Annotated in this window: 16 protein-coding genes; 8 read left to right on the top strand and 8 right to left on the bottom strand. The window is 69.9% G+C overall.

Annotated features, from left to right (window positions below):
* The first annotated feature begins 7 nt into the window (after positions 1-7).
* The 5 genes from ACTJLF_RS27270 to ACTJLF_RS27250 all read left to right on the top strand — a co-directional run bounded on the left by ACTJLF_RS27270 (position 8) and on the right by ACTJLF_RS27250 (position 6,283).
* The gene (locus ACTJLF_RS27270; protein ID WP_019656480.1) at positions 8-991 is read left to right on the top strand and encodes a tripartite tricarboxylate transporter substrate binding protein; all 984 of its coding nucleotides are present in this window, start codon (positions 8-10) and stop codon (positions 989-991) included.
* A gap of 91 nt (positions 992-1,082) precedes the next feature.
* A complete protein-coding gene (acnD, locus tag ACTJLF_RS27265; protein WP_440884296.1) occupies positions 1,083-3,722 on the top strand; it encodes a Fe/S-dependent 2-methylisocitrate dehydratase AcnD in 2,640 nt (879 codons plus the stop codon).
* Between the two features lie 18 nt (positions 3,723-3,740).
* Positions 3,741-4,931 carry a 2-methylaconitate cis-trans isomerase PrpF gene (prpF, locus tag ACTJLF_RS27260; protein WP_440884295.1) on the top strand — a complete coding sequence of 397 codons (1,191 nt, stop codon included), beginning with the start codon at positions 3,741-3,743 and terminating at the stop codon, positions 4,929-4,931.
* Between the two features lie 50 nt (positions 4,932-4,981).
* Positions 4,982-5,845, top strand: coding sequence for an isocitrate lyase/PEP mutase family protein (locus ACTJLF_RS27255; RefSeq protein WP_132799278.1), 864 nt, complete (start codon positions 4,982-4,984; stop codon positions 5,843-5,845).
* Positions 5,846-5,932: 87 nt separating this feature from the next.
* Positions 5,933-6,283, top strand: a complete 351-nt coding sequence (locus ACTJLF_RS27250) for a FlxA-like family protein (RefSeq protein WP_440884294.1) — start codon at positions 5,933-5,935, stop codon at positions 6,281-6,283.
* 20 nt (positions 6,284-6,303) lie between these two features.
* On the opposite strand, the gene ACTJLF_RS27245 is transcribed toward ACTJLF_RS27250, so the two are convergent.
* The gene (locus tag ACTJLF_RS27245) at positions 6,304-6,852 is read right to left on the bottom strand and encodes a MarR family winged helix-turn-helix transcriptional regulator (protein WP_440884293.1); all 549 of its coding nucleotides are present in this window, start codon (positions 6,850-6,852) and stop codon (positions 6,304-6,306) included.
* Positions 6,853-7,077: 225 nt separating this feature from the next.
* On the opposite strand from ACTJLF_RS27245, the gene ACTJLF_RS27240 reads away from it, so the two are divergent.
* Positions 7,078-8,064, top strand: coding sequence for a tripartite tricarboxylate transporter substrate-binding protein (locus ACTJLF_RS27240; RefSeq protein WP_440884292.1), 987 nt, complete (start codon positions 7,078-7,080; stop codon positions 8,062-8,064).
* Between the two features lie 123 nt (positions 8,065-8,187).
* Here the strand turns inward: ACTJLF_RS27240 and ACTJLF_RS27235 are convergent, their stop codons facing one another.
* Genes ACTJLF_RS27235 through ACTJLF_RS27220 form a run of 4 tightly spaced genes read right to left on the bottom strand, consistent with a single transcriptional unit; the run spans position 8,188 to position 12,056 of the window.
* On the bottom strand, positions 8,188-9,354 hold the full coding sequence (locus tag ACTJLF_RS27235) for a mandelate racemase/muconate lactonizing enzyme family protein (RefSeq protein WP_132754061.1): 1,167 nt from the start codon (positions 9,352-9,354) through the stop codon (positions 8,188-8,190).
* Between the two features lie 39 nt (positions 9,355-9,393).
* Positions 9,394-10,104 carry an SDR family NAD(P)-dependent oxidoreductase gene (locus ACTJLF_RS27230; RefSeq protein WP_019656488.1) on the bottom strand — a complete coding sequence of 237 codons (711 nt, stop codon included), beginning with the start codon at positions 10,102-10,104 and terminating at the stop codon, positions 9,394-9,396.
* Positions 10,094-11,065, bottom strand: a complete 972-nt coding sequence (locus ACTJLF_RS27225) for a Bug family tripartite tricarboxylate transporter substrate binding protein (RefSeq protein WP_019656489.1) — start codon at positions 11,063-11,065, stop codon at positions 10,094-10,096. Before ACTJLF_RS27225 ends, ACTJLF_RS27230 begins: the two co-directional genes overlap by 11 nt.
* A gap of 52 nt (positions 11,066-11,117) precedes the next feature.
* A complete protein-coding gene (locus ACTJLF_RS27220; protein WP_126183020.1) occupies positions 11,118-12,056 on the bottom strand; it encodes a dihydrodipicolinate synthase family protein in 939 nt (312 codons plus the stop codon).
* Between the two features lie 115 nt (positions 12,057-12,171).
* On the opposite strand from ACTJLF_RS27220, the gene ACTJLF_RS27215 reads away from it, so the two are divergent.
* The gene (locus ACTJLF_RS27215) at positions 12,172-13,107 is read left to right on the top strand and encodes a LysR family transcriptional regulator (RefSeq protein WP_440884291.1); all 936 of its coding nucleotides are present in this window, start codon (positions 12,172-12,174) and stop codon (positions 13,105-13,107) included.
* A 39-nt stretch (positions 13,108-13,146) separates the two neighbouring features.
* Here the strand turns inward: ACTJLF_RS27215 and ACTJLF_RS27210 are convergent, their stop codons facing one another.
* Positions 13,147-13,938, bottom strand: a complete 792-nt coding sequence (locus ACTJLF_RS27210) for a fumarylacetoacetate hydrolase family protein (RefSeq protein ID WP_440884290.1) — start codon at positions 13,936-13,938, stop codon at positions 13,147-13,149.
* A gap of 155 nt (positions 13,939-14,093) precedes the next feature.
* Positions 14,094-14,537 carry an Lrp/AsnC family transcriptional regulator gene (locus tag ACTJLF_RS27205; protein ID WP_026346569.1) on the bottom strand — a complete coding sequence of 148 codons (444 nt, stop codon included), beginning with the start codon at positions 14,535-14,537 and terminating at the stop codon, positions 14,094-14,096.
* A gap of 139 nt (positions 14,538-14,676) precedes the next feature.
* Here ACTJLF_RS27205 and ACTJLF_RS27200 point away from each other — a divergent pair, with 139 nt between their 5' ends.
* The gene (locus ACTJLF_RS27200) at positions 14,677-15,579 is read left to right on the top strand and encodes a DMT family transporter (protein ID WP_132754057.1); all 903 of its coding nucleotides are present in this window, start codon (positions 14,677-14,679) and stop codon (positions 15,577-15,579) included.
* 13 nt (positions 15,580-15,592) lie between these two features.
* Here the strand turns inward: ACTJLF_RS27200 and ACTJLF_RS27195 are convergent, their stop codons facing one another.
* On the bottom strand, positions 15,593-18,718 hold the full coding sequence (locus tag ACTJLF_RS27195) for an efflux RND transporter permease subunit (RefSeq protein WP_440884289.1): 3,126 nt from the start codon (positions 18,716-18,718) through the stop codon (positions 15,593-15,595).
* Positions 18,719-18,723: the final 5 nt, after the last annotated feature.

Genomic DNA, 18,723 nt, shown 5'->3' with positions numbered 1-18,723 from the left:
AAACCGCATGACCTTGAATCGCCGCGCCTTCTCGTCAGCCGCCCTGGCCGGACTGGCACTCCCTCTCGCCCGCACGGTCCGGGCCCAGGATGCCTTTCCGTCCAAGCCGCTGCGCATCGTCTGCCCCTTCGCGCCCGGAGGCGGCTCCGACTTCATCGCCCGCATCGCCGCCAACGTGCTGACCCAGCAGCTCGGCCAGTCGGTGGTGGTGGACAACCGGCCCGGCGCCGGCGGCACCATCGGCACCGAGTACGCGCTGCACACGCCGGCCGACGGCTACACGCTGCTGCTGATCGCCGGCAGCTACACGGTCAATCCCTCGCTCTACAAGCTGCGCTTCGATCCGGTGGGCGACATCAGCCCGGTGATCCAGCTGTCCAAGGGCGCCTACGTGCTGTGCGTCAACCCGTCGAAGGTGCAGGCGAAGAGCCTGCGGGAGCTGCTGGCCTTCGCGCGCCAGAACCCCGGCAAGCTGAGCTTCGCCTCGGCGGGCAACGGCAGCCACCTGCACATCGTGAGCGAGTACATGTTCGGCATGGCGAAGGTGAAGGCCACGCACATCCCGTACCGCGGCACCGGGCCGGCGGTCACCGACCTGGTGGCAGGCAACGTCGACATGCTGATCGCGGGCACCGAGGCGCTGATGCCGCACGTGCAGTCGGGCCGGCTGCGTGCCCTGGCCGTCACCACGGCGCAGCGGCTGCAGGCCTATCCCGACATTCCCTCGATCGCCGAGGCCGGCGGGCTGCCCGACTACGACGTGGTGGCCTGGCACGGCCTGGTGGCGCCCAAGGGCGTGCCGCCCGCCGTCATCGCGAAGCTCAACGGCGCGCTGGCCACCGGGCTGAAGGCGCCCGAACTCGGGGCCAAGCTGGACCCGACCGGCGTGTCGCCGGCCGGCGGCACGCCCGAGCAGTTCGGCGCGCTGATCCGTGCGGAGATCCCGCGCTATGCCAAGGTCGTGAAGGACAACGACATCCGCTCCGAGTGAGCCCGTTCAAGCAAGAGAGAAAGCAGAAAGCCCAGTCGGCGCGGCCCGCCATCGCCGCTGCCGCGCCGACGCCGCAGACAGATCCGCCACGATGAACACACGATTCCGAAAGCCGCTGCCCGGCACCACGCTGGACTACATCGATGCCCGGGCCGCCGTCGATGCGCTTCGCCCCGGGGCCTGGAGCACGCTGCCCTACACCGCGCGGGTGCATGCCGAGAACCTGGTGCGCCGCTGCGACCCGGCCATCCTCGACGAGTGCCTGCTGCAGCTGGCCGAGCGCCGCCGCGACCGCGACTTCCCGTGGTTTCCGGTGCGCGTGGTGTGCCACGACATCCTGGGGCAGACCGCGCTGGTCGATCTTGCGGGCCTGCGCGATGCGATCGCGGCCGAGGGCGGCGACCCCGCGCGCGTGAACCCGGTGGTGCCGGTGCAGCTCATCGTCGACCATTCGCTGGCCGTGGAGTGCGGAGGGTTCGACCCGCAGGCCTTTGAGAAGAACCGGCAGATCGAGGATCGCCGCAACGAGGACCGCTTCCACTTCATCGACTGGACGAAGCGCGCCTTCGCCAACGTCGACGTGATCCCTGCGGGCAACGGCATCATGCATCAGATCAACCTGGAGAAGATGTCTCCGGTGGTCTGGGTGCAGGACGGGCTGGCCTTTCCCGACACCTGCGTGGGCACCGACAGCCACACGCCGCACGTCGACGCGCTGGGCGTGATCGCGGTCGGCGTGGGCGGCCTGGAGGCCGAGAACGTGATGCTGGGCCGCGCCTCGTGGATGCGGCTGCCCGAGATCGTCGGCGTGGAGCTCACCGGCCGCCGCCAGGCCGGCATCACGGCCACCGACATCGTGCTCGCGCTCACCGAGTTCCTGCGCAGGGAGAAGGTGGTCGGCGCCTACCTGGAGTTCTTCGGCGAGGGCGCGCGCAGCCTGACCATCGGCGACCGCGCCACCATCTCCAACATGTGCCCCGAGTACGGCGCCACCGCCGCGCTCTTCCATGTCGACGAGCAGACGCTGGCCTACCTGAGGCTCACCGGCCGCGAGGAAGAGCAGGTCGCGCTGGTCGAGACCTATGCGAAGACCGCCGGCTTCTGGGCCGATGCGCTTGCGACGGCCAGCTACGAGCGCGTGCTGCGCTTCGACCTGTCGGGCGTGGTGCGCAACATGGCCGGCCCCTCGAACCCGCACCGGCGGCTGCCGACCTCGCAGCTGGCCGAGCGCGACATCGCCGTCGGCCTGGCCGAGGCGCGCAGGCAGGAGGCCGAAGGGCTGATGCCCGACGGCGCGGTGATCATCGCGGCCATCACCTCGTGTACCAACACCTCGAATCCGCGCAACGTGATCGCGGCCGGGCTGCTGGCGCGCAACGCCAACCGGCTGGGGCTGCGGCGCAAGCCCTGGGTCAAGTCCTCGCTGGCGCCGGGCTCGAAGACCGTGGAGCTCTACCTGCGCGACGCGGGCCTCCTGGGCGAACTGGAGCAGCTGGGCTTCGGCATCGTCGCCTTCGCCTGCACCACCTGCAACGGCATGTCGGGCGCGCTCGATCCGCGGATCCGGCAGGAGATCGTCGAGCGCGATCTCTACGCCACGGCGGTGCTTTCGGGCAACCGCAACTTCGACGGCCGCATCCATCCCCATGCGAAGCAGGCTTTCCTGGCCTCGCCGCCGCTGGTCGTGGCGTATGCGATCGCGGGCACGATCCGCTTCGACATCGAGCGCGACGTGCTCGGCGTGGCCGGCGACGGCCGCGAGATCCGCCTGGCCGACCTCTGGCCGGCCGACGAGGAGATCGACGCCATCGTCGCGGCCTCCGTGCGGCCCGAGATGTTCCGCAAGGTCTACGAGCCGATGTTCGCGATCCACGCGGACCGCGGCGAGAAGGTGAGCCCGCAGTACGACTGGCGGCCGCAGTCGACCTACATCCGGCGCCCGCCCTACTGGGACCGCGAGGGCGTGGGCGCGCTGGCGGCCAACCCGCGCACGCTGCGCGGCATGCGGCCGCTGGCGCTGCTGCCCGACAACATCACGACCGACCACCTGTCGCCCTCCAACGCGATCCTGCCCGACAGCGCCGCCGGCGAGTACCTCGCGAGGATGGGCCTGCCCGAGGAGGACTTCAACTCCTACGCCACGCACCGCGGCGACCATCTGACGGCCATGCGCGCCACCTTCGCCAATCCGCAGCTCGTCAACGAGATGGCGGTGGTCGACGGCGTGCAGCGCAAGGGCTCGCTTGCGCGCATCGAGCCCGAGGGCAGGGTGGTGCGCATGTGGGAGGCGATCGAGACCTACCTGGAGCGCAGGCAGCCGCTGATCATCGTGGCGGGCGCCGACTACGGCCAGGGCTCCTCGCGCGACTGGGCGGCCAAGGGCGTGCGCCTCGCGGGCGTGGAGGCCATCGCGGCCGAAGGCTTCGAGCGCATCCATCGCACCAACCTGATCGGCATGGGCGTGCTGCCGCTCGAGTTCAAGCCCGGCACCAACCGCCTGACGCTGGGCCTGGACGGCACCGAGACCTACGACGTGATCGGCGCGCGCGAGCCGCGTGCCAATGTGACGCTGGTCATCCACCGCCGCAGCGGCGAACGGCTCGAAGTGCCGATGACCTGCCGCCTCGACACCGCGGAGGAGGTGTCGATCTACGAGGCCGGCGGCGTGCTGCAGCGCTTCGCGCAGGACTTCCTCGCCACGAACGCAGCGGCGGCGCCCGCGGCCGCCTGAACCGACAATCGCACGACCATGGCCTTCGCACCACAGATCAGGATTCCCGCCACCTACATGCGCGGCGGCACCAGCAAGGGCGTGTTCTTCCGCCTGCAGGACCTGCCCGAAGCCGCGCAGTTGCCCGGCAAGGCGCGCGACGCACTGCTGCTGCGCGTCATCGGCAGCCCCGACCCCTACGGCAAGCAGATCGACGGCATGGGCGCAGCCACCTCCAGCACGAGCAAGGCGGTGATCCTCTCGAAGAGCGAGAGGCCCGGCCACGACGTGGACTACCTCTTCGGCCAGGTGTCGATCGACCAGCCCTTCGTAGACTGGAGCGGCAACTGCGGCAACCTCTCGGCGGCGGTCGGCCCGTTCGCGATTTCCAACGGCCTGGTCGATGCGGCCCGCGTGCCGCGCAACGGCGTGGCGGTGGTGCGCATCTGGCAGGCCAACATCGGCAAGACCATCGTCGCGCACGTGCCGATGACCGATGGCGCGGTGCAGGAGACCGGCGACTTCGAGCTCGACGGCGTGACCTTCGCGGCCGCCGAGGTGCAGCTCGAATTCATGGACCCCGCGGCGGAAGAGGAAGGCGCCGGCGGCGCGATGTTCCCGACCGGCAACCTCGTCGACGAGCTCGAGGTGACCGGCGTCGGCAGGCTGCGCGCGACGATGATCAACGCCGGCATCCCGACGATCTTCGTGGAGGCCGAAGCCATCGGCTACAAGGGCACCGAGCTGCAGGACGCCATCAACGGCGACGCCGCCGCGCTCGCACGCTTCGAGGCCATCCGTGCGCACGGCGCGGTGCGCATGGGGCTCATCGCGAACGTCGGCGAAGCGGCGGGGCGGCAGCACACGCCCAAGGTCGCGTTCGTCGCGCGGTCCGCGGGCTACACCGCCTCCAGCGGCAAGCCGGTCGCGGCGGGCGACATCGACCTGCTGGTGCGAGCCCTCTCGATGGGCAAGCTGCATCACGCGATGATGGGCACGGCGGCGGTGGCCATCGGCACGGCGGCTGCCATTCCGGGCACGCTGGTCAACCTCGCGGCCGGCGGCGGCGAGCGCTCGGCGGTGCGCTTCGGCCATCCCTCGGGCACGCTGCGCGTGGGTGCGCAGGCGGCGCGGGTCGATGGCGAATGGCGCGTGACCAAGGCCGTCATGAGCCGCAGCGCCCGCGTGCTGATGGAAGGCTGGGTGCGCGTGCCCGGCGATACGCTCTGACCCTGCTGAATCAACAACACCACACCCCACAACACAACAAGGAAGAACCGATGTCGACTCGCAAGACCCTCCGATCCCTGGCCGAGGCGCGCCGGGGCGTGCTGGTGCCGGGTGCCTTCAATGCGCTCTCGGCGCGCGTGATCGAGGACCTGGGATTCGAGGCCATCTACGTCACCGGCGCAGGCGTCACCAACATGTGGTTCGGCCTGCCCGACCAGGGCTTCATGGGGCTGCACGAGATCGCCGACCACACGGCGCGCATCCGCGACGCGGTGGGCCTGCCGCTGATCGTGGATGCCGACACCGGCTTCGGCAACGCGCTCAACGTGCGCCACACGGTGCGCGTGCTGGAGCGCGCGGGCGCCGACTGCATCCAGTTCGAGGACCAGGTCGCGCCCAAGCGCTGCGGCCACTTCTCGGGCAAGGACGTGATCTCCACCGAGGAGGCCGTGAGCAAGATCAAGGCGGCGGTCGATGCGCGCACCGATCCCGACCTGCTCGTGATGGCCCGCACCGACGCGGCCGCCACGCTGGGCTTCGAGGCCGCCATCGAGCGCGCGCAGCAGTTCAGCGAAGCGGGCGCCGACATCCTCTTCGTGGAGGCCGTGACCACCGCCGACGAGATCCGTGCGCTGCCGCAGCGGCTGAAGAAGCCGCAGCTCATGAACATGGTGATCGGCGGCAGGACGCCCATCTTCGGCGCGGAAGAGCTCGCGCAGCTGGGCTACGGCATCGTGCTTTACGCCAACGCGGCGCTGCAGGGCGCGGTCGCCGGCATGCAGAAGGCGCTGACGGTGCTGCGCGACACGAAGCGCGTGGACGAAGACCCGGCGCTGGTCGTGCCCTTCGCCGAGCGCCAGCGGCTGGTGGGGAAGCCGGAGCTCGACGCCCTGGAGAAGCGCTACGCGAGCTGAGCCCGTTCGGCGACGGCGGCGGCCCTCAACTTTTCGCGCGCGCTGCCGATAGACGTTCTTACCCATGTGCAAGAACGGAGGAACGGGATGCTGAATGCCATCGGCGCCAGCAGCGGTGCGGCAAGGAGCGGGATCGACGTCAACGTCGAGATCGCGAAGATCCAGCGGCAGATCGCCGCGACGCAGAAGCAGATCGGCGAGACGCAGGCCCAGTTGATCGACACGCCCGAGGGCGATGCGCGCGACGCGATCCGGATGCAGCTCGAGGCGCTCGCGGCGAAGCTCGCGATGCTGCAGCAGCAGATGAACGCGCTGCGCAACGCCGGCGTGCAGCAGAGCGCGATGGCCTCTCTGGAGGAAAGCGCTGCGGGCACGTCGCGCCCTGGCCGCACCAGCGGGTCCGGAACGATGGGCAGCGTGGTGGACGTGCAGGCCTGAATGGTCGGCTGCCGGCCGCCTCAGCGGCTGCGCTCCGGCCAGCGGTGCCGCGTGCCGCCCGAACGCCGGTCGGCCTTTTCCGCCACCACGCCGCGCGCGAGCAGTTCCTCGCCGCGCTGTTCCAGGTGCTGCAGGCAGCGCAGGAAGGCGTCGAGGTCGGCGGGCGACACGCCTTCGAGCAGTTCGGTGTTCAGCCCTGCGATGCGCGGAAAGAGCCCGCCGAAGAGCTGCTCGCCCGATGCGCTCAGCCGCACGTGCACCTCGCGCCGGTCTTCCGCGTTCTGCCGGCGCAGCACCAGCTTCTTGTCGACCAGGCTGCGCAGTCCGCGCGAAGTGCGCACGCGGTCCAGGTGAAGGTGCGTGGCCAGCGCGGAGGAGGTCATCTCGCCCTCCTGCGCGAGGGTGGCGATCATTCCCCATTCCCGGCGCGTGATGCCGAAGCCGCCTTCGACCAGCCGCGTCGCCATGCCGTTGCCGGCCCGCACGGCGCGCACCATGCGGTAGAGCACCAGGTCGTCCAGTGAGCGGGGCGCGCGCAGCGCGCCGGCATCGGGGAAAGCTTGTCGCATACGGGCTGAGGGTGACGGCGTGAGGTGACGTGGTTGCGGAAACGTCGGGAGTGTGGCTCGCCCGCCGCGGCAGGCAGTTGGTTGATTAGATCAACTGTTTCCCCATACGTATAAACCAGTAACAAATTTGAACGAGCGGAAACAGTCTTGACGCGCGGATTTTCGCCGCGAAACCGCGCCTGTCCCCGTCCGCTCGCGCCCACCGTCCGCAGGAGACCCGATCCGATGCCCGCATTCCTTTCACGGCGCAAGCTCATCATGGCAGGAGGCCTCGCCCTTGCCGCTTGCGCTCCCCTGGCCCAGGCCCAGGCGCCCGCCGCGCTCGACGGCGGCCCGCTCACCCTCGTGGTCGGCTACGCGCCCGGCGGCAGCACCGACCGCATCGCACGGCTGATCGCCGAGCGGCTCACGCCGAAGCTCGGCGTGCCGGTGAGCGTCGAGAACCGGCCGGGCGAGGGTGGCCGCCTCGCGGCCAAGGAAGTCAAGCGCGCCCCCGCGGGACAGAACGTGCTGATGCTCGGCAACCCGGCCGTGATGGTGGTCGCGCCGCTGGTCATCAAGGACGCCGGCTACGACCCCGACAAGGACTTCGTGCCCGTCTCCCAGGTCAGCAGCTACGACTTCGCGCTGGCCGTGGGCAGCAAGCTCCAGCTCGACCGCGCGATGTTCCTGGTGGGCCGCCTGTGGGCGCACCCCGAGGAAGCCATCTTCGGCGTGCCCGCCACCGGCAGCCTGCCGCACTTCTTCGGCCTGATGGTGGGCGACGCGCTGAGCGTGCAGCCGCAGATCAAGGGCTATGGCGGCTCCGCACCGCTGGCGGCCGACCTCGTCAACGGCAGCCTGCCGATCGCCATCGACACGCTCGATTCGCTCTATCCGCAGCACGTGGCCGGCAAGATCCGCATCCTGGCGACATCGGGCAAGAAGCGCGCGAGCTTCGCGTCCGGCATTCCCACCTTCAGCGAGGCCGGCATGAAGATCGACGCCGACGGCTGGAACACCTTCTTCGCGCCCGCTTCGATGCCGCCCGCCAGGGTGCAGCTGCTGGCCAACTCGATCCGCGACGTGATGAAGGACCCGGGCCTGCAGAAGGTGGCCGACTCGCTCTTCATCACGCCGGTGGTGAGCAATGCGGCGGAAGCGACGCAGATGCTGAAGGCCTACCGCGCGCAGTGGGAGCCGGTGGTGCGCCGCTCCGGCTTTCATCCTTGAACGTGGTACTCCCCCCAGGCTTCGCGCACTTCGTGTCGCTTCGCCAACCCCCCTCGCCGGGGGGCGACGCCTGCGGCCCGGCGGAGCCGGTTCCGCGGCGTCCCGCGAAAAGGCAGTGATCGCTCAGGCCGCGAGGGCCCTCATCTCGGCGATCAGGTCGGCCTTGCCTTCGAAGCCGATGCCGGGCAGCGGCGGCAGGGTGACGTAGCCGTTGTCGACCTTCACGCCGTCGGGGAAGCCGCCGTAGGGCTGGAACAGGTCGGGGTAGCTCTCGTTGCCGCCGAGGCCGAGGCCGGCGGCGATGGCCAGGGACATCTGGTGGCCGCCGTGGGGGATGCAGCGCGAGGGCGACCAGCCGTTCTCCTTCAGCATGTCGAGCGTGCGCAGGTATTCGACGAGGCCGTAGCTCAGCGCGCAGTCGAACTGCAGCCAGTCGCGGTCGGGGCGCATGCCGCCGTGGCGGATGAGGTTGCGCGCGTCCTGCATCGAGAACAGGTTCTCGCCCGTGGCCATCGGACTGGCGTACACCTCGCCGAGCCTGGCCTGCAGCTCGTAGTCGAGCGGGTCGCCCGCTTCCTCGTACCAGAAGAGCGGGTATTGCGAGAGCGCGCGGCCGTAGTCGAGGGCGGTGGGCAGGTCGAAGCGGCCGTTGGCGTCCACCGCGAGCTGCTGGCCGGGACCGAGGATCTTCAGCACCGACTCGATGCGCTCGCAGTCTTCGGCGAGCGTGGCGCCGCCGATCTTCATCTTCACCACCGAGTAGCCGCGCTCCAGGTAGCTGGTCATCTCGCGCTGCAGGCCTTCGAGGCCCTTGCCGGGGTAGTAGTAGCCGCCGGCCGCGTAGACGAACACGCGCGGGTTCGGCTTGCCGTTGCCATAGCGCTCGGCCAGCAGCTGATGGAGCGGCTTGCCGGCGATCTTGGCGGTGGCGTCCCAGACCGCCATGTCGATGGTGCCCACGGCCACCGAGCGCTCGCCGTGGCCGCCGGGCTTCTCGTTGATCATCATGCGGGCCCAGATCTTGTGCGGATCGAGGTTGTCGCCGGTCTCGTCGAGCAGCGAGGCCGGGTCGGCCTCCAGCAGGCGCGGCAGGAAGCGCTCGCGGATCAGCCCGCCCTGACCGTAGCGGCCGTTGGAATTGAAGCCGTAGCCGACGACGGGCCGGCCGTCGCGGATCACGTCGGTGACCACCGCGACGAGGCTCAGCGTCATCTTCGAGAAGTCGATGTAGGCGTTGCGGATGTCCGACTTGATGGGGCGGGTGGATTCGAGGATGTTGACGATTTTCATGGTCGGGTTCCGGGTGGAAGGAAAGGAAGCGAAAGAGGGTCAGAGATGCAGCGAGGAGCCGCCGCAGATCGGGATGTCCTGCCCCGTGATGGCCGCCGCCGGCGGCGACAGAAGAAAGCCGGTGAGCGCGGCGATCTCCTCGGGCTGGATCAGCCGGCCGATGGGCGGCAGGCGCGGCGCGCTGCCCGCGCGGGCCGGGTCCTGCAGCATCGACGTCTGCGTCGCGCCGGGCGACACCACGTTCACGGTCACGCCGCGCGCCGCGACTTCCGCGGCCCAGCTTCGCGCGAGCGCGATCAGCGCGGCCTTGGTCGCGGCGTACTGGCCGCGCCCCGGCAGCCCCTGCGCGACGCGGCTGCCGACGAACACCACGCGGCCGTGCCCGCGCGCCGCCATCGCGGGCACGAGCGCGTCGGCCAGGCGCGTGGCCGCGTCCACGTGCAGGCGCCACATCAGCTCGCCGCCCGCGTGATCGAGTTCGCCCAGCGGACCGACGCGCAGCACGCCGGCCGCGTGCACCAGCGCGCTCGCATCCTGCAGCGTCGAGGCGATGCGCGCGATGGCTGCGGCGTCGCCCAGGTCCACGGCCACGTGGGTGAAGCCGGCATGGGACGACAGCGTGGGCGCGGCCAGGTCCAGCCCGCTCACGCGCCAGCCCGCGTGCAGCAGATGCGAGGCGATGGCGCGGCCGATGCCGCCGCTGCTGCCCGTCACCACCGCATGGGGCGCCGTGGCGAGCTCATTCGACATGGATGTTGCCCTCGGTGATGATCTTCTTCGAGCGCGCCATGTCCTCGGCCTGGAACTTCGCGAAGTCCTCGACGCTGCCCGGCGTCAGCAGCAGGCCCTGCGCGTTCAGCGTCTCGCGCATGTCGGTGCCCAGCGCCTTGTTGACCTCGGCGTTCAGCCGCTGCGTGATGGCCGCCGGCAGCTTCGCCGGGCCCCACAACCCGTACCAGCTATAGAACTCGTAGCCCGGGATGCTCTCGCCCACCGTGGGCACGTTCGGCAGGCTTGTCGCGCGCGTGGCCGAGGTGACGGCGATCACCTTCAGCATGCCGCTCTTGTGGTACTGCAGCGAGCCGAGGATCGGGTCGATGAAGCCGTCGATCTGGCCGCCGATCAGGTCCTGGAAGGCAGGCGCCGTGCCCTTGTACGGCACGATCAGGTAGTCGAGCCCGCCGCCCGCGCGCTTGAGCAGCTCGGTCGACAGGTGCCCGGCCGAGCCGATCGAGCCGACCGCGAAGGTCATCTTGCCGGGATGCGCCTTGGCATAGGCGATGAGCGACTTCACGTCGTTCACCGGCAGGTTCTTGTTGACCGCTACCGACAGCGGTGCCTTCGCCACCAGCGCTACCGGCGTGAAGTCCTTCACCACCTCGTAGGGCACCGACTTCATGGTCATCGGCGCGGTGGTGAAGGTCGACGCGTTGAACAGCAGCGTGTAGCCGTCGGCCGGCGCCTTCGACACCACGTCGGCGCCGATCACGCCGTTGCCGCCGGGGCGGTTCTCCACGATGAAGGTCTGGCCCGTCTGCTCGCCGAGCTTCTGCGCCAGCAGGCGGCCGATGGTGTCGAGCGTGCCGCCGGGCGGGAAGGGAATCACCATGCGCACCGGCCGGGCGGGCCAGTTCTGGGCGAGGCCGGCGGTCGATACTGCGGCCAGCGCGAGCGCGGCCAGTGTGGCGCGCAGGAAGTGCTTGCGTTGCATGTCTCTTGTCTCCTTGTGTTCTCTTGGCCGGGGCGCAGCGGCCCCTGGCGCTTCAGCGCCTCGACAGGCCGGCCTGCTCGACGGCGGCGCGCAGCGCGTCCATCTCGCGCGCGTTCGGCGCCTCGGTGGGCGGGCGCACGGTGGCGTTCTCCAGCACGCCGGCCAGGTACATGCCGCCCTTCATGCGCGCATGGGCCTCGCCGGTGGGCTCGCCGCCGCCGTACACCGCGTCCTTCAGCGGCGTGATGAGGGCCTGCACCGCCATGGCCTTCTTCAGGTCGCCGGCCTTCACCGCATTCCACAGGTCGATGATGAGTTGCGGGATGAAGGTCGCGAAGCCGACCAGCGCGCCGTCCACGCCCTGCACCATCGAGGCGAGCAGGTATTCGTCGTGGCAGGTGAGGATGGCCTTGGACGCATCGGCCTCGCGGATCGCCTGGATGTCGCGGGCGTACTTGTTCATGTCGCGTTGGCCCACCTTGAAGGCCTGCAGGTAGGGCAGCCGCGCCAGGTCGGCCAGCAGCTGCGAGGAGTACGAGGCGCGCGTCCAGGCCGGGTACACGTGGCAGACCAGGTCCAGCTCCGGCGCGGCGCGGTGGATGGCCTCGAAGTACTGCAGCGCGTGGCCGGGCGTGAAGCCGAAGCGCAGCCAGTGGTGGGGCGGCATCACGTCCAGCGCCACCGCGCCGGCGGCCTGCGCGGCGCGGGCATGCTCGGCGGCCTCGGCAAGGCCCTCGCAGACGATCGACGAGATCACCGGCGTGCGCCCGCGCAGTTCGTCGGCCACGATGCGCGTCACCTCGGCGCGCTCCGACGGCGTGAGCGAGAAGACCTCGCCGGTGTGGCCGTTGGTCATGACCGCCACCACGCCGTCATGGCCGGCGAGCCACGAGGCCAGCTTGCGCAGCGCGGGTTCGTCGATGCGGTGGTCGCTGGTGAAGGGGCAGGAAATGGCGGGAATGATCCCGCGATAATTCGCGATGGAAGGCATGCTGTGTCTCCGTGTGGTTCAAGGTGCAGGAATGGGTGCATCTTTTGCCGGCGGGGTGCGGACCGTCCAATACTCGAATCGCATACAACTATTCAACCGACCGACCGAGCAGCGCATGGGCCCCGGCAACAGACCGCTCGACCTCGAATGGCTGGAAGACTTCCTGGCCCTGGCCGAGACCGGCAACTTCTCGCGCGCCGCTCAGGCCCGCTCCATCGCACAGCCCGCTTTCAGCCGCCACATCCGATCGCTGGAGGAATGGGTGGGCGTCGACCTGTTCGACCGCAGCGCGCATCCCACTGCGCTCACCGCCGCGGGCAAGCGCTTCCAGCCGCTGCTGCAGGAAGTGCTCGCGGGCTTGGAGGCCGCACGCATCAAGGCCCGCGCCGCGCACGACCTGGCCGCGGCCAGCCTGAGCTTCGCCGCCACGCACGTGCTCTCGCTGACCTTCTTTCCGCGCTGGCTGGCGAGCGTCGAGTCGCGGCTGAGCATGGGCCCGATCCAGACCATCTCCGACAGCTCCTACGCCTGCGAAGACCTGATGCTGCAGCGCCGCGTGCAGTTCGTGCTGTGCCACGGCCACGCCGATGCACCGGGCCGGCTCGACGAGGCGCAATACCCCGTGCGGCGGCTCAGCGACGACGTGCTGGTGCCGGTGAGCACGCCCGCTGCCGGCGGTGTTCCGCTGCATGCACTGGGCGGGGGCAAGTCGCCCGCCGTGCTGGCCTACAGCGAGGCCTCGGGCCTGGGCCGGATCATGCGCGCCATCCAGGACATCGAGTTCGGCAAGGACTTCGCCGCTTCGCTGTCCGTCGTCTTCACCGCCCACCATGCCGCGCTGCTGCGCACCATGGCCCTCGAAGGCCGCGGCCTCGCATGGCTGCCGATGAGCCTGGTGGCCGACGACCTGCGCAGCGGCGCGCTCACCGATGCCGGCGCGGGCGGCTGGCGCGTGCCGGTGGACATCCGCCTGTATCGCCAGCAGGCGCAGATGGCGCCGGTGGCGGAGGCGCTGTGGGGGCTGGTCGGCGAGGCGGCCGCCGGCTCCTGAAGCGGCGGTGCGGCCCGCGCATCGGCGGGCCTTTTTTCCTCAGACGATCCGCACCGACAGCTCCGGCAGCCGGTCGATGTGGATCTGGATCAGGTCGCCGCGTACCACCGGCCCCACGTTCTCCGGCGTGCCCGAATAGATGATGTCGCCCGGCTTGAGCTCGAAGGCCTGCGACAGCCGGCTGATCTGCTCGGCCACCGACCAGATCATGTGCCTGAGCGTGGCGCTCTGCTTCGTCTGCCCGTTCACCTTGAGCCAGATCGCGCCGTCGCTGAAATGCCCGACCTTCGCCACCGGGTGGATCGGCCCCACGGGCGCCGAATGGTCGAAGCTCTTGCCGATCTCCCAGGGCTTCTTCTGGTCGCCCATCTCGCGCTGCAGGTCGCGGCGCGTCATGTCCAGGCCCAGCGAGTAGCCGTACACGTGGTCGAGCGCGGCGCTCGTCGGGATGTCGCGCCCGCCCTTGCCCAGCGCCACCACCAGTTCGACTTCGTAGTGGTAGTTCTTCGTGAGCGTGGGATAGGGGTGGTCGGCCACCACGCCCGGCGTCACGACCTGGATCGCATCGGCCGGCTTCTGGAAGAAGAAGGGCGGCTCGCGGCTCGGGTCCGATCCCATCTCGCGTGCATGCGCCTCGTAGTTGCGGCCGATGCAGTAGATGCGGCGCACCGGAAAGACCTGGTCGCTGCCGACGATCGGAATGGTCGACGCAGCGACATCGAACGGCGTGGCGGCCGAGCGGCCGGCCCCGGCGGGCAGCGCGCAGCCGGCGACGGCGCCGGTGGCCATGGCGGCGGAACCGGCCAGCAGGCCGCGGCGGGAAGTGATCATGGGCATGTGTCTCCTTGGTCTTGTGGATCGGCGTCTCGGGCCGTGCCTCTCACGGCCGGTCGATTCTGGGAGGCCGCACCGCGTGGCGATGGTGCGCATCTACGCAAAAACAGGACACAACCCACCCGCAGGCGCCGCCGATCGGCTGCGGCGCCTCACCGCGCCGAGAAGGGCGGCAGCCGCCTCTGGATCGTCTGGGCCTTCACGATGGAGGTGTTGGTCTCCGCCCTGGCCGCGATGCGGTCGAGGATGCCGTCGAGCTGCTCGAGCGACTGCAGATGGAGCCGCGCGACGAAGCAGTCTTCTCCCGTGACCTTGTCGCACTCGCAGAACTCGGGCGTGGCAGCGATCAGTTCCTGCACAGCCTTCAGCTGCCCCGGCAGCGGGCGGATGCGCACGATGGCCTGGAACTGGTAGCCCAGCGCCTTCGGGTTCAGCTCGAGCGTGTAGCCGCGGATCACGTCGCGCTCCTCGAGCCGCCGCAGCCGCTCCGACACGCTGGGCGACGAGAGCCCCACGTGATGGGCCAGCTCCTTCAGCGACATGCGGGCATTGCCCGCGAGGGCCAGCACGATGGCTTCGTCGGTTGCGTCGAGCATCTTCCTGTTCTCCGGTTGAGGGGCTCGGATGCCTTCGTTTCGAAGGCCATCGGCGGCTTTCGCCTTCTTCCGAGCATATCCAGGGGACGCGATAAGTGGCACTCTTGTTTCCCCTGAACAGCGGCGACAACGGACCGACATGCAGACACAGCTTCGCGGCGCGCTGGAGATGAGCGCGGCCATGGCGATCTCCGGAACCATCGGATGGTTCGTGGTTCATTTCGACCAGCCGCTGGCCGACCTGCTGTTCTGGCGCTGCGTGTTCGGTGCCGCAACGCTGCTGGTCGTGTGCTTCGCGCTGGGACTGCTGAAGCGGGGCATCGCGCCGCGCAAGTTCGCGCTCGCGGCCTTGGGCGGCGTGGCGCTCGTCGTGAACTGGGTGCTGATCTTCGCGTCGTTCTCGCGCGCGTCGATCTCCATCGCCACGGCGGTCTACAACACGCAGCCCTTCATGCTGGTGGCGCTGGGTGCGCTGCTGCTGTCGGAGCGGCTGACCGCGATGAAGGCGATCTGGCTGTGCATCGCATTCGCCGGCGTGGTGCTGGTGGCGCAGGCCAAGTCCGGCGGAGGGGCCGACGGGTCTTCCTACTTCGTCGGCGTGCTCATGGCGCTGGGCGCTGCCTTCTGCTATGCGTTGGCCGCCTTCGTCGCGAAGAAGCTCGACGGCATCGCGCCCCACCTCATCGCGCTGATCCAGGTGTGCGTGGGCATCGTGATGCTCGCGCCCTTCGCGAACCTCAGGGCGCTGCCCGCCGACGCGGCCACCTGGGGCGTGCACCTGACGATGGGCGTGGTCTACACCGGGCTGGTTTTCGTGCTGCTGTACGGCGCGCTGCAGAAGCTGTCGACACCGGTGGCCGGGGCGTTGTCGTTCATCTATCCGCTGGTGGCGATCGGCGTGGACTACGTCGCCTTCGGCCAGCGGCTGGGCGCGTTGCAGGTGGTGGGCGCGGCCGCCATCCTGATCGCCGCGGCGGGCATGACCTTCGGATGGACCTTGCCGGGCCTGGCGCGACGCTCGCCCGTTGCCGGAAAGAGCTGACGGCGACGGCTCCTCAGGAGGCCGCCGCCACGCCGCTGCGTTTGTAGAACCGGGCCGCCAGCCTCTTCACCAGCAGATAGAACAGCGGCACGAAGAAGATGCCCAGCGCCGTCGCCGCCAGCACGCCGCCGAACACGCCCGTGCCGATGGCCACCTGGCTCGCCGAGCCTGCGCCGGTGGCCAGCGCCAGCGGCACCACGCCTGCCAGGAAGGCCAGCGATGTCATCAGGATCGGCCGCAGCCGCAGGCGCGCGCCTTCCGCCACTGCGTCGAGCAGCGGCATGCCCCGGCGCAGCGCGGCTTCGGCGAACTCGATGATCAGGATCGCGTTCTTCGCCGACAGCCCGATGGTCGCGAGCAGGCCGACCTGGAAGTAGATGTCGTTCGACAGGCCGCGCAGCGACGTGGCGATCACTGCGCCGAGCACGCCCAGCGGAATCACCAGCATCACCGAGAACGGCACCGACCAGCTCTCGTACAGCGCCGCCAGGCAAAGGAACACGACGAGGATCGACAGCGCGAACAGCAGCGGCGCCTGCCCGCCCGAGAGGCGCTCCTGGTACGACAGCCCGCTCCACGCATGGCCGGTGCCGCGCTGCTTCTTCGCGATGGCTTCGACGGCCGCCATCGCCGTGCCCGAGCTCGTGCCGTGCGAGGCCGCGCCCTGGATCTGCACCGCCGGCAGGCCGTTGTAGCGCTCCAGCTGCGGCGCGCCCTGCGACCAGCGCGTGGTGGCGAAGGCCGAGAACGGCGTCATCGCGCCGGTGGAGCCGCGCACGAACCACTCGCGGATGTCGTCGGGGTCGGAGCGGTAGGGCGCGTCGGCCTGCACGTACACGCGCTTGACGCGGCCGCGGTCGATGAAGTCGTTGACGTAGCTGCCGCCCCAGGCAATGCCCAGCGTGGTGTTCACGTCGTCCAGCGACAGGCGCAGCGCCGAGGCCTTGAGCTGGTCGATGTCGATCTGCAGCTGCGGCGTGCCGGCCACGCTGTTGGCGCGCACCGATTGCAGCCGCGCGTCCTTGCCCGCGTCGCGCAGCAGCGACTCGCGCGCCTGCACCAGCTTCTGCGCGCCCATGCCCGAGGTGTCCTGCAGCCAGAACTCGAAGCCGTTCGACTGCCCCAGCCCCTCGATGGGCGGCGGCACCATGCCGTAGACCTCGGCGTCGCGCTGCTGCCTGCCGAGCACGGTGCCGGCGCGCTCCACGATGGCCTGCGCGCGCTGGCCCGCATGCCCGCGCTCGGACCAGTCCTTCAGCGAGACGAAGGCCATGCCCATGTTCTGCCCCGAGCCGCCGTAGCTCCAGCCCGAGATGGTGAAGATGGTGTCGGTCGTGTCCTTCTCCGCTTCGAGGAAGTGCTTCTCGACCAGGCGGTTCACCGCGTCGGTGCGGCTGATCGTGGAGCCCGCCGGCAGCGTGAGCTGCACCATCACGCTGCCCTGGTCCTCCTCGGGCAGGAAGCCGCCGGGCAGGCTCAGGTAGAGCGCGCCCATGCCGGCCGCGATGGCCGCGTACACGGCGGCGAAGCGAAGCGGCTTGCGCAGGATGCGCCCCAGCAGGCCCGCGTAGCGGCCCTGCGCCGCGTCGAAGCGGCGGTTGAAGGCGCCGAGGAATCCACGTGTGCGCGGCGCGTCGCTGGCCCGCAGGAAGCGCGCGCACAGCGCCGGGATGAGCACGATCGCCACCACCACCGACAGCACCATCGACGCGATGATCGTCACAGAGAACTGCCGGTAGATCACGCCCACCGAGCCGCCGAAGAAGGCCATCGGCAGGAACACTGCCGACACCACCACCGCGATGCCCATCAGCGCGCCGGTGATCTCCTGCATCGACTTGACGGTGGCCGCCTTCGGGTCGAGCCCTTCCTCGTGCATCACGCGCTCGACGTTCTCCACCACCACGATCGCGTCGTCCACCAGCAGGCCGATGGCCAGCACCATGCCGAAGAGCGTGAGCACGTTGATCGAGTAGCCGAAGGCCGCGAGCACGCCGAAGGTGCCCAGCAGCACCACCGGAACCGTGATGGCCGGGATGACCGTGGCGCGCCAGTTCTGCAGGAACAGGTACATCACGACCACCACCAGCGCGATCGCCTCCAGCAGCGTCTTGATGACCGACCTGATCGAGATCTTCACGAAGCGCGTGGTGTCCTCCGCGTAGGCCACGCGCAGGCCGGCCGGCAGCGAAGGCTCCATCTCGGCCATGCGCGCCTTCACCGCGCTGGCCGTGGTCAGCGCGTTGGCGCCGGGCGCCAGCATGACCGCGGCGCCCGCGGCGGGGTGGCCGTTCAGGCGCGTGGTCTCGGCGTACGACTCGCTGCCCATCTCCACCCGCGCCACGTCGCCCAGGCGCACCACGGCGCCGTCAGCCTGCGTCTTCAGCACGATGTCGCGGAACTGCCCGGGCGTCTGCAGCCGCGACAGCGCCGTCACCGTGGCGTTGAGCTGCTGCCTCGCGGGCGAGGGCCGCGCGCCGATCTCGCCGACCGACACCTGCGTGTTCTGCGCGGCGATGGCCGCGGTCACGTCCGAGGGCATCAGCTGGTAGCTCGCGAGCCGGTGCGGGTCGAGCCAGATGCGCATCGCATACGAGGCGCCGAAGGCCTGCACCGAGCCCACGCCGTCGACGCGGCTGATGGGGTCGCGCAGGTTGCTGGCCATCCAGTCGGCCACGTCGGTGTCGGTGCGGCGGTCGGTCTCGTCGTAGAGGGCCACGATCAGCAGGAAGTTGTTCTGCGACTTCGCGACCGTCACGCCCTGCTGCTGCACCGCCTGCGGCAGCCGGCTGGTGGCCTGGCTGACCTTGTTCTGCACCTGCACCTGGGCGGTGTCGGGGTTGATCCCCTGGCGGAAGGTGACGCTGATCTCGGCCCAGCCGGCCGAGCTGCTGGTCGACTTGAAATACAGCAGCCCGTCGATGCCCTTGAGCTGCTGTTCGAGCACCTGCGTGACGCTGCTCTCCACCGCCTGCGCCGAGGCGCCCGGGTAGTTGGCCGAGACGACGACGGTGGGCGGCGCGATGTCCGGGTACTGCGACACCGGCAGCGTGCGGATGGCCACCCCGCCGGCCAGCATGACGAGGATGGCGATGACCCATGCGAACACGGGCCGCTGGATGAAGAAATTGGCGATCACTTGCG

The organism is Variovorax sp. 22077, from assembly GCF_052044195.1.
Lineage (GTDB): Bacteria > Pseudomonadota > Gammaproteobacteria > Burkholderiales > Burkholderiaceae_C > Variovorax > Variovorax atrisoli.
The sequence above is the reverse complement of the archived record's forward strand: the minus strand, read 5'-3'. Positions and strand labels throughout refer to the sequence as shown.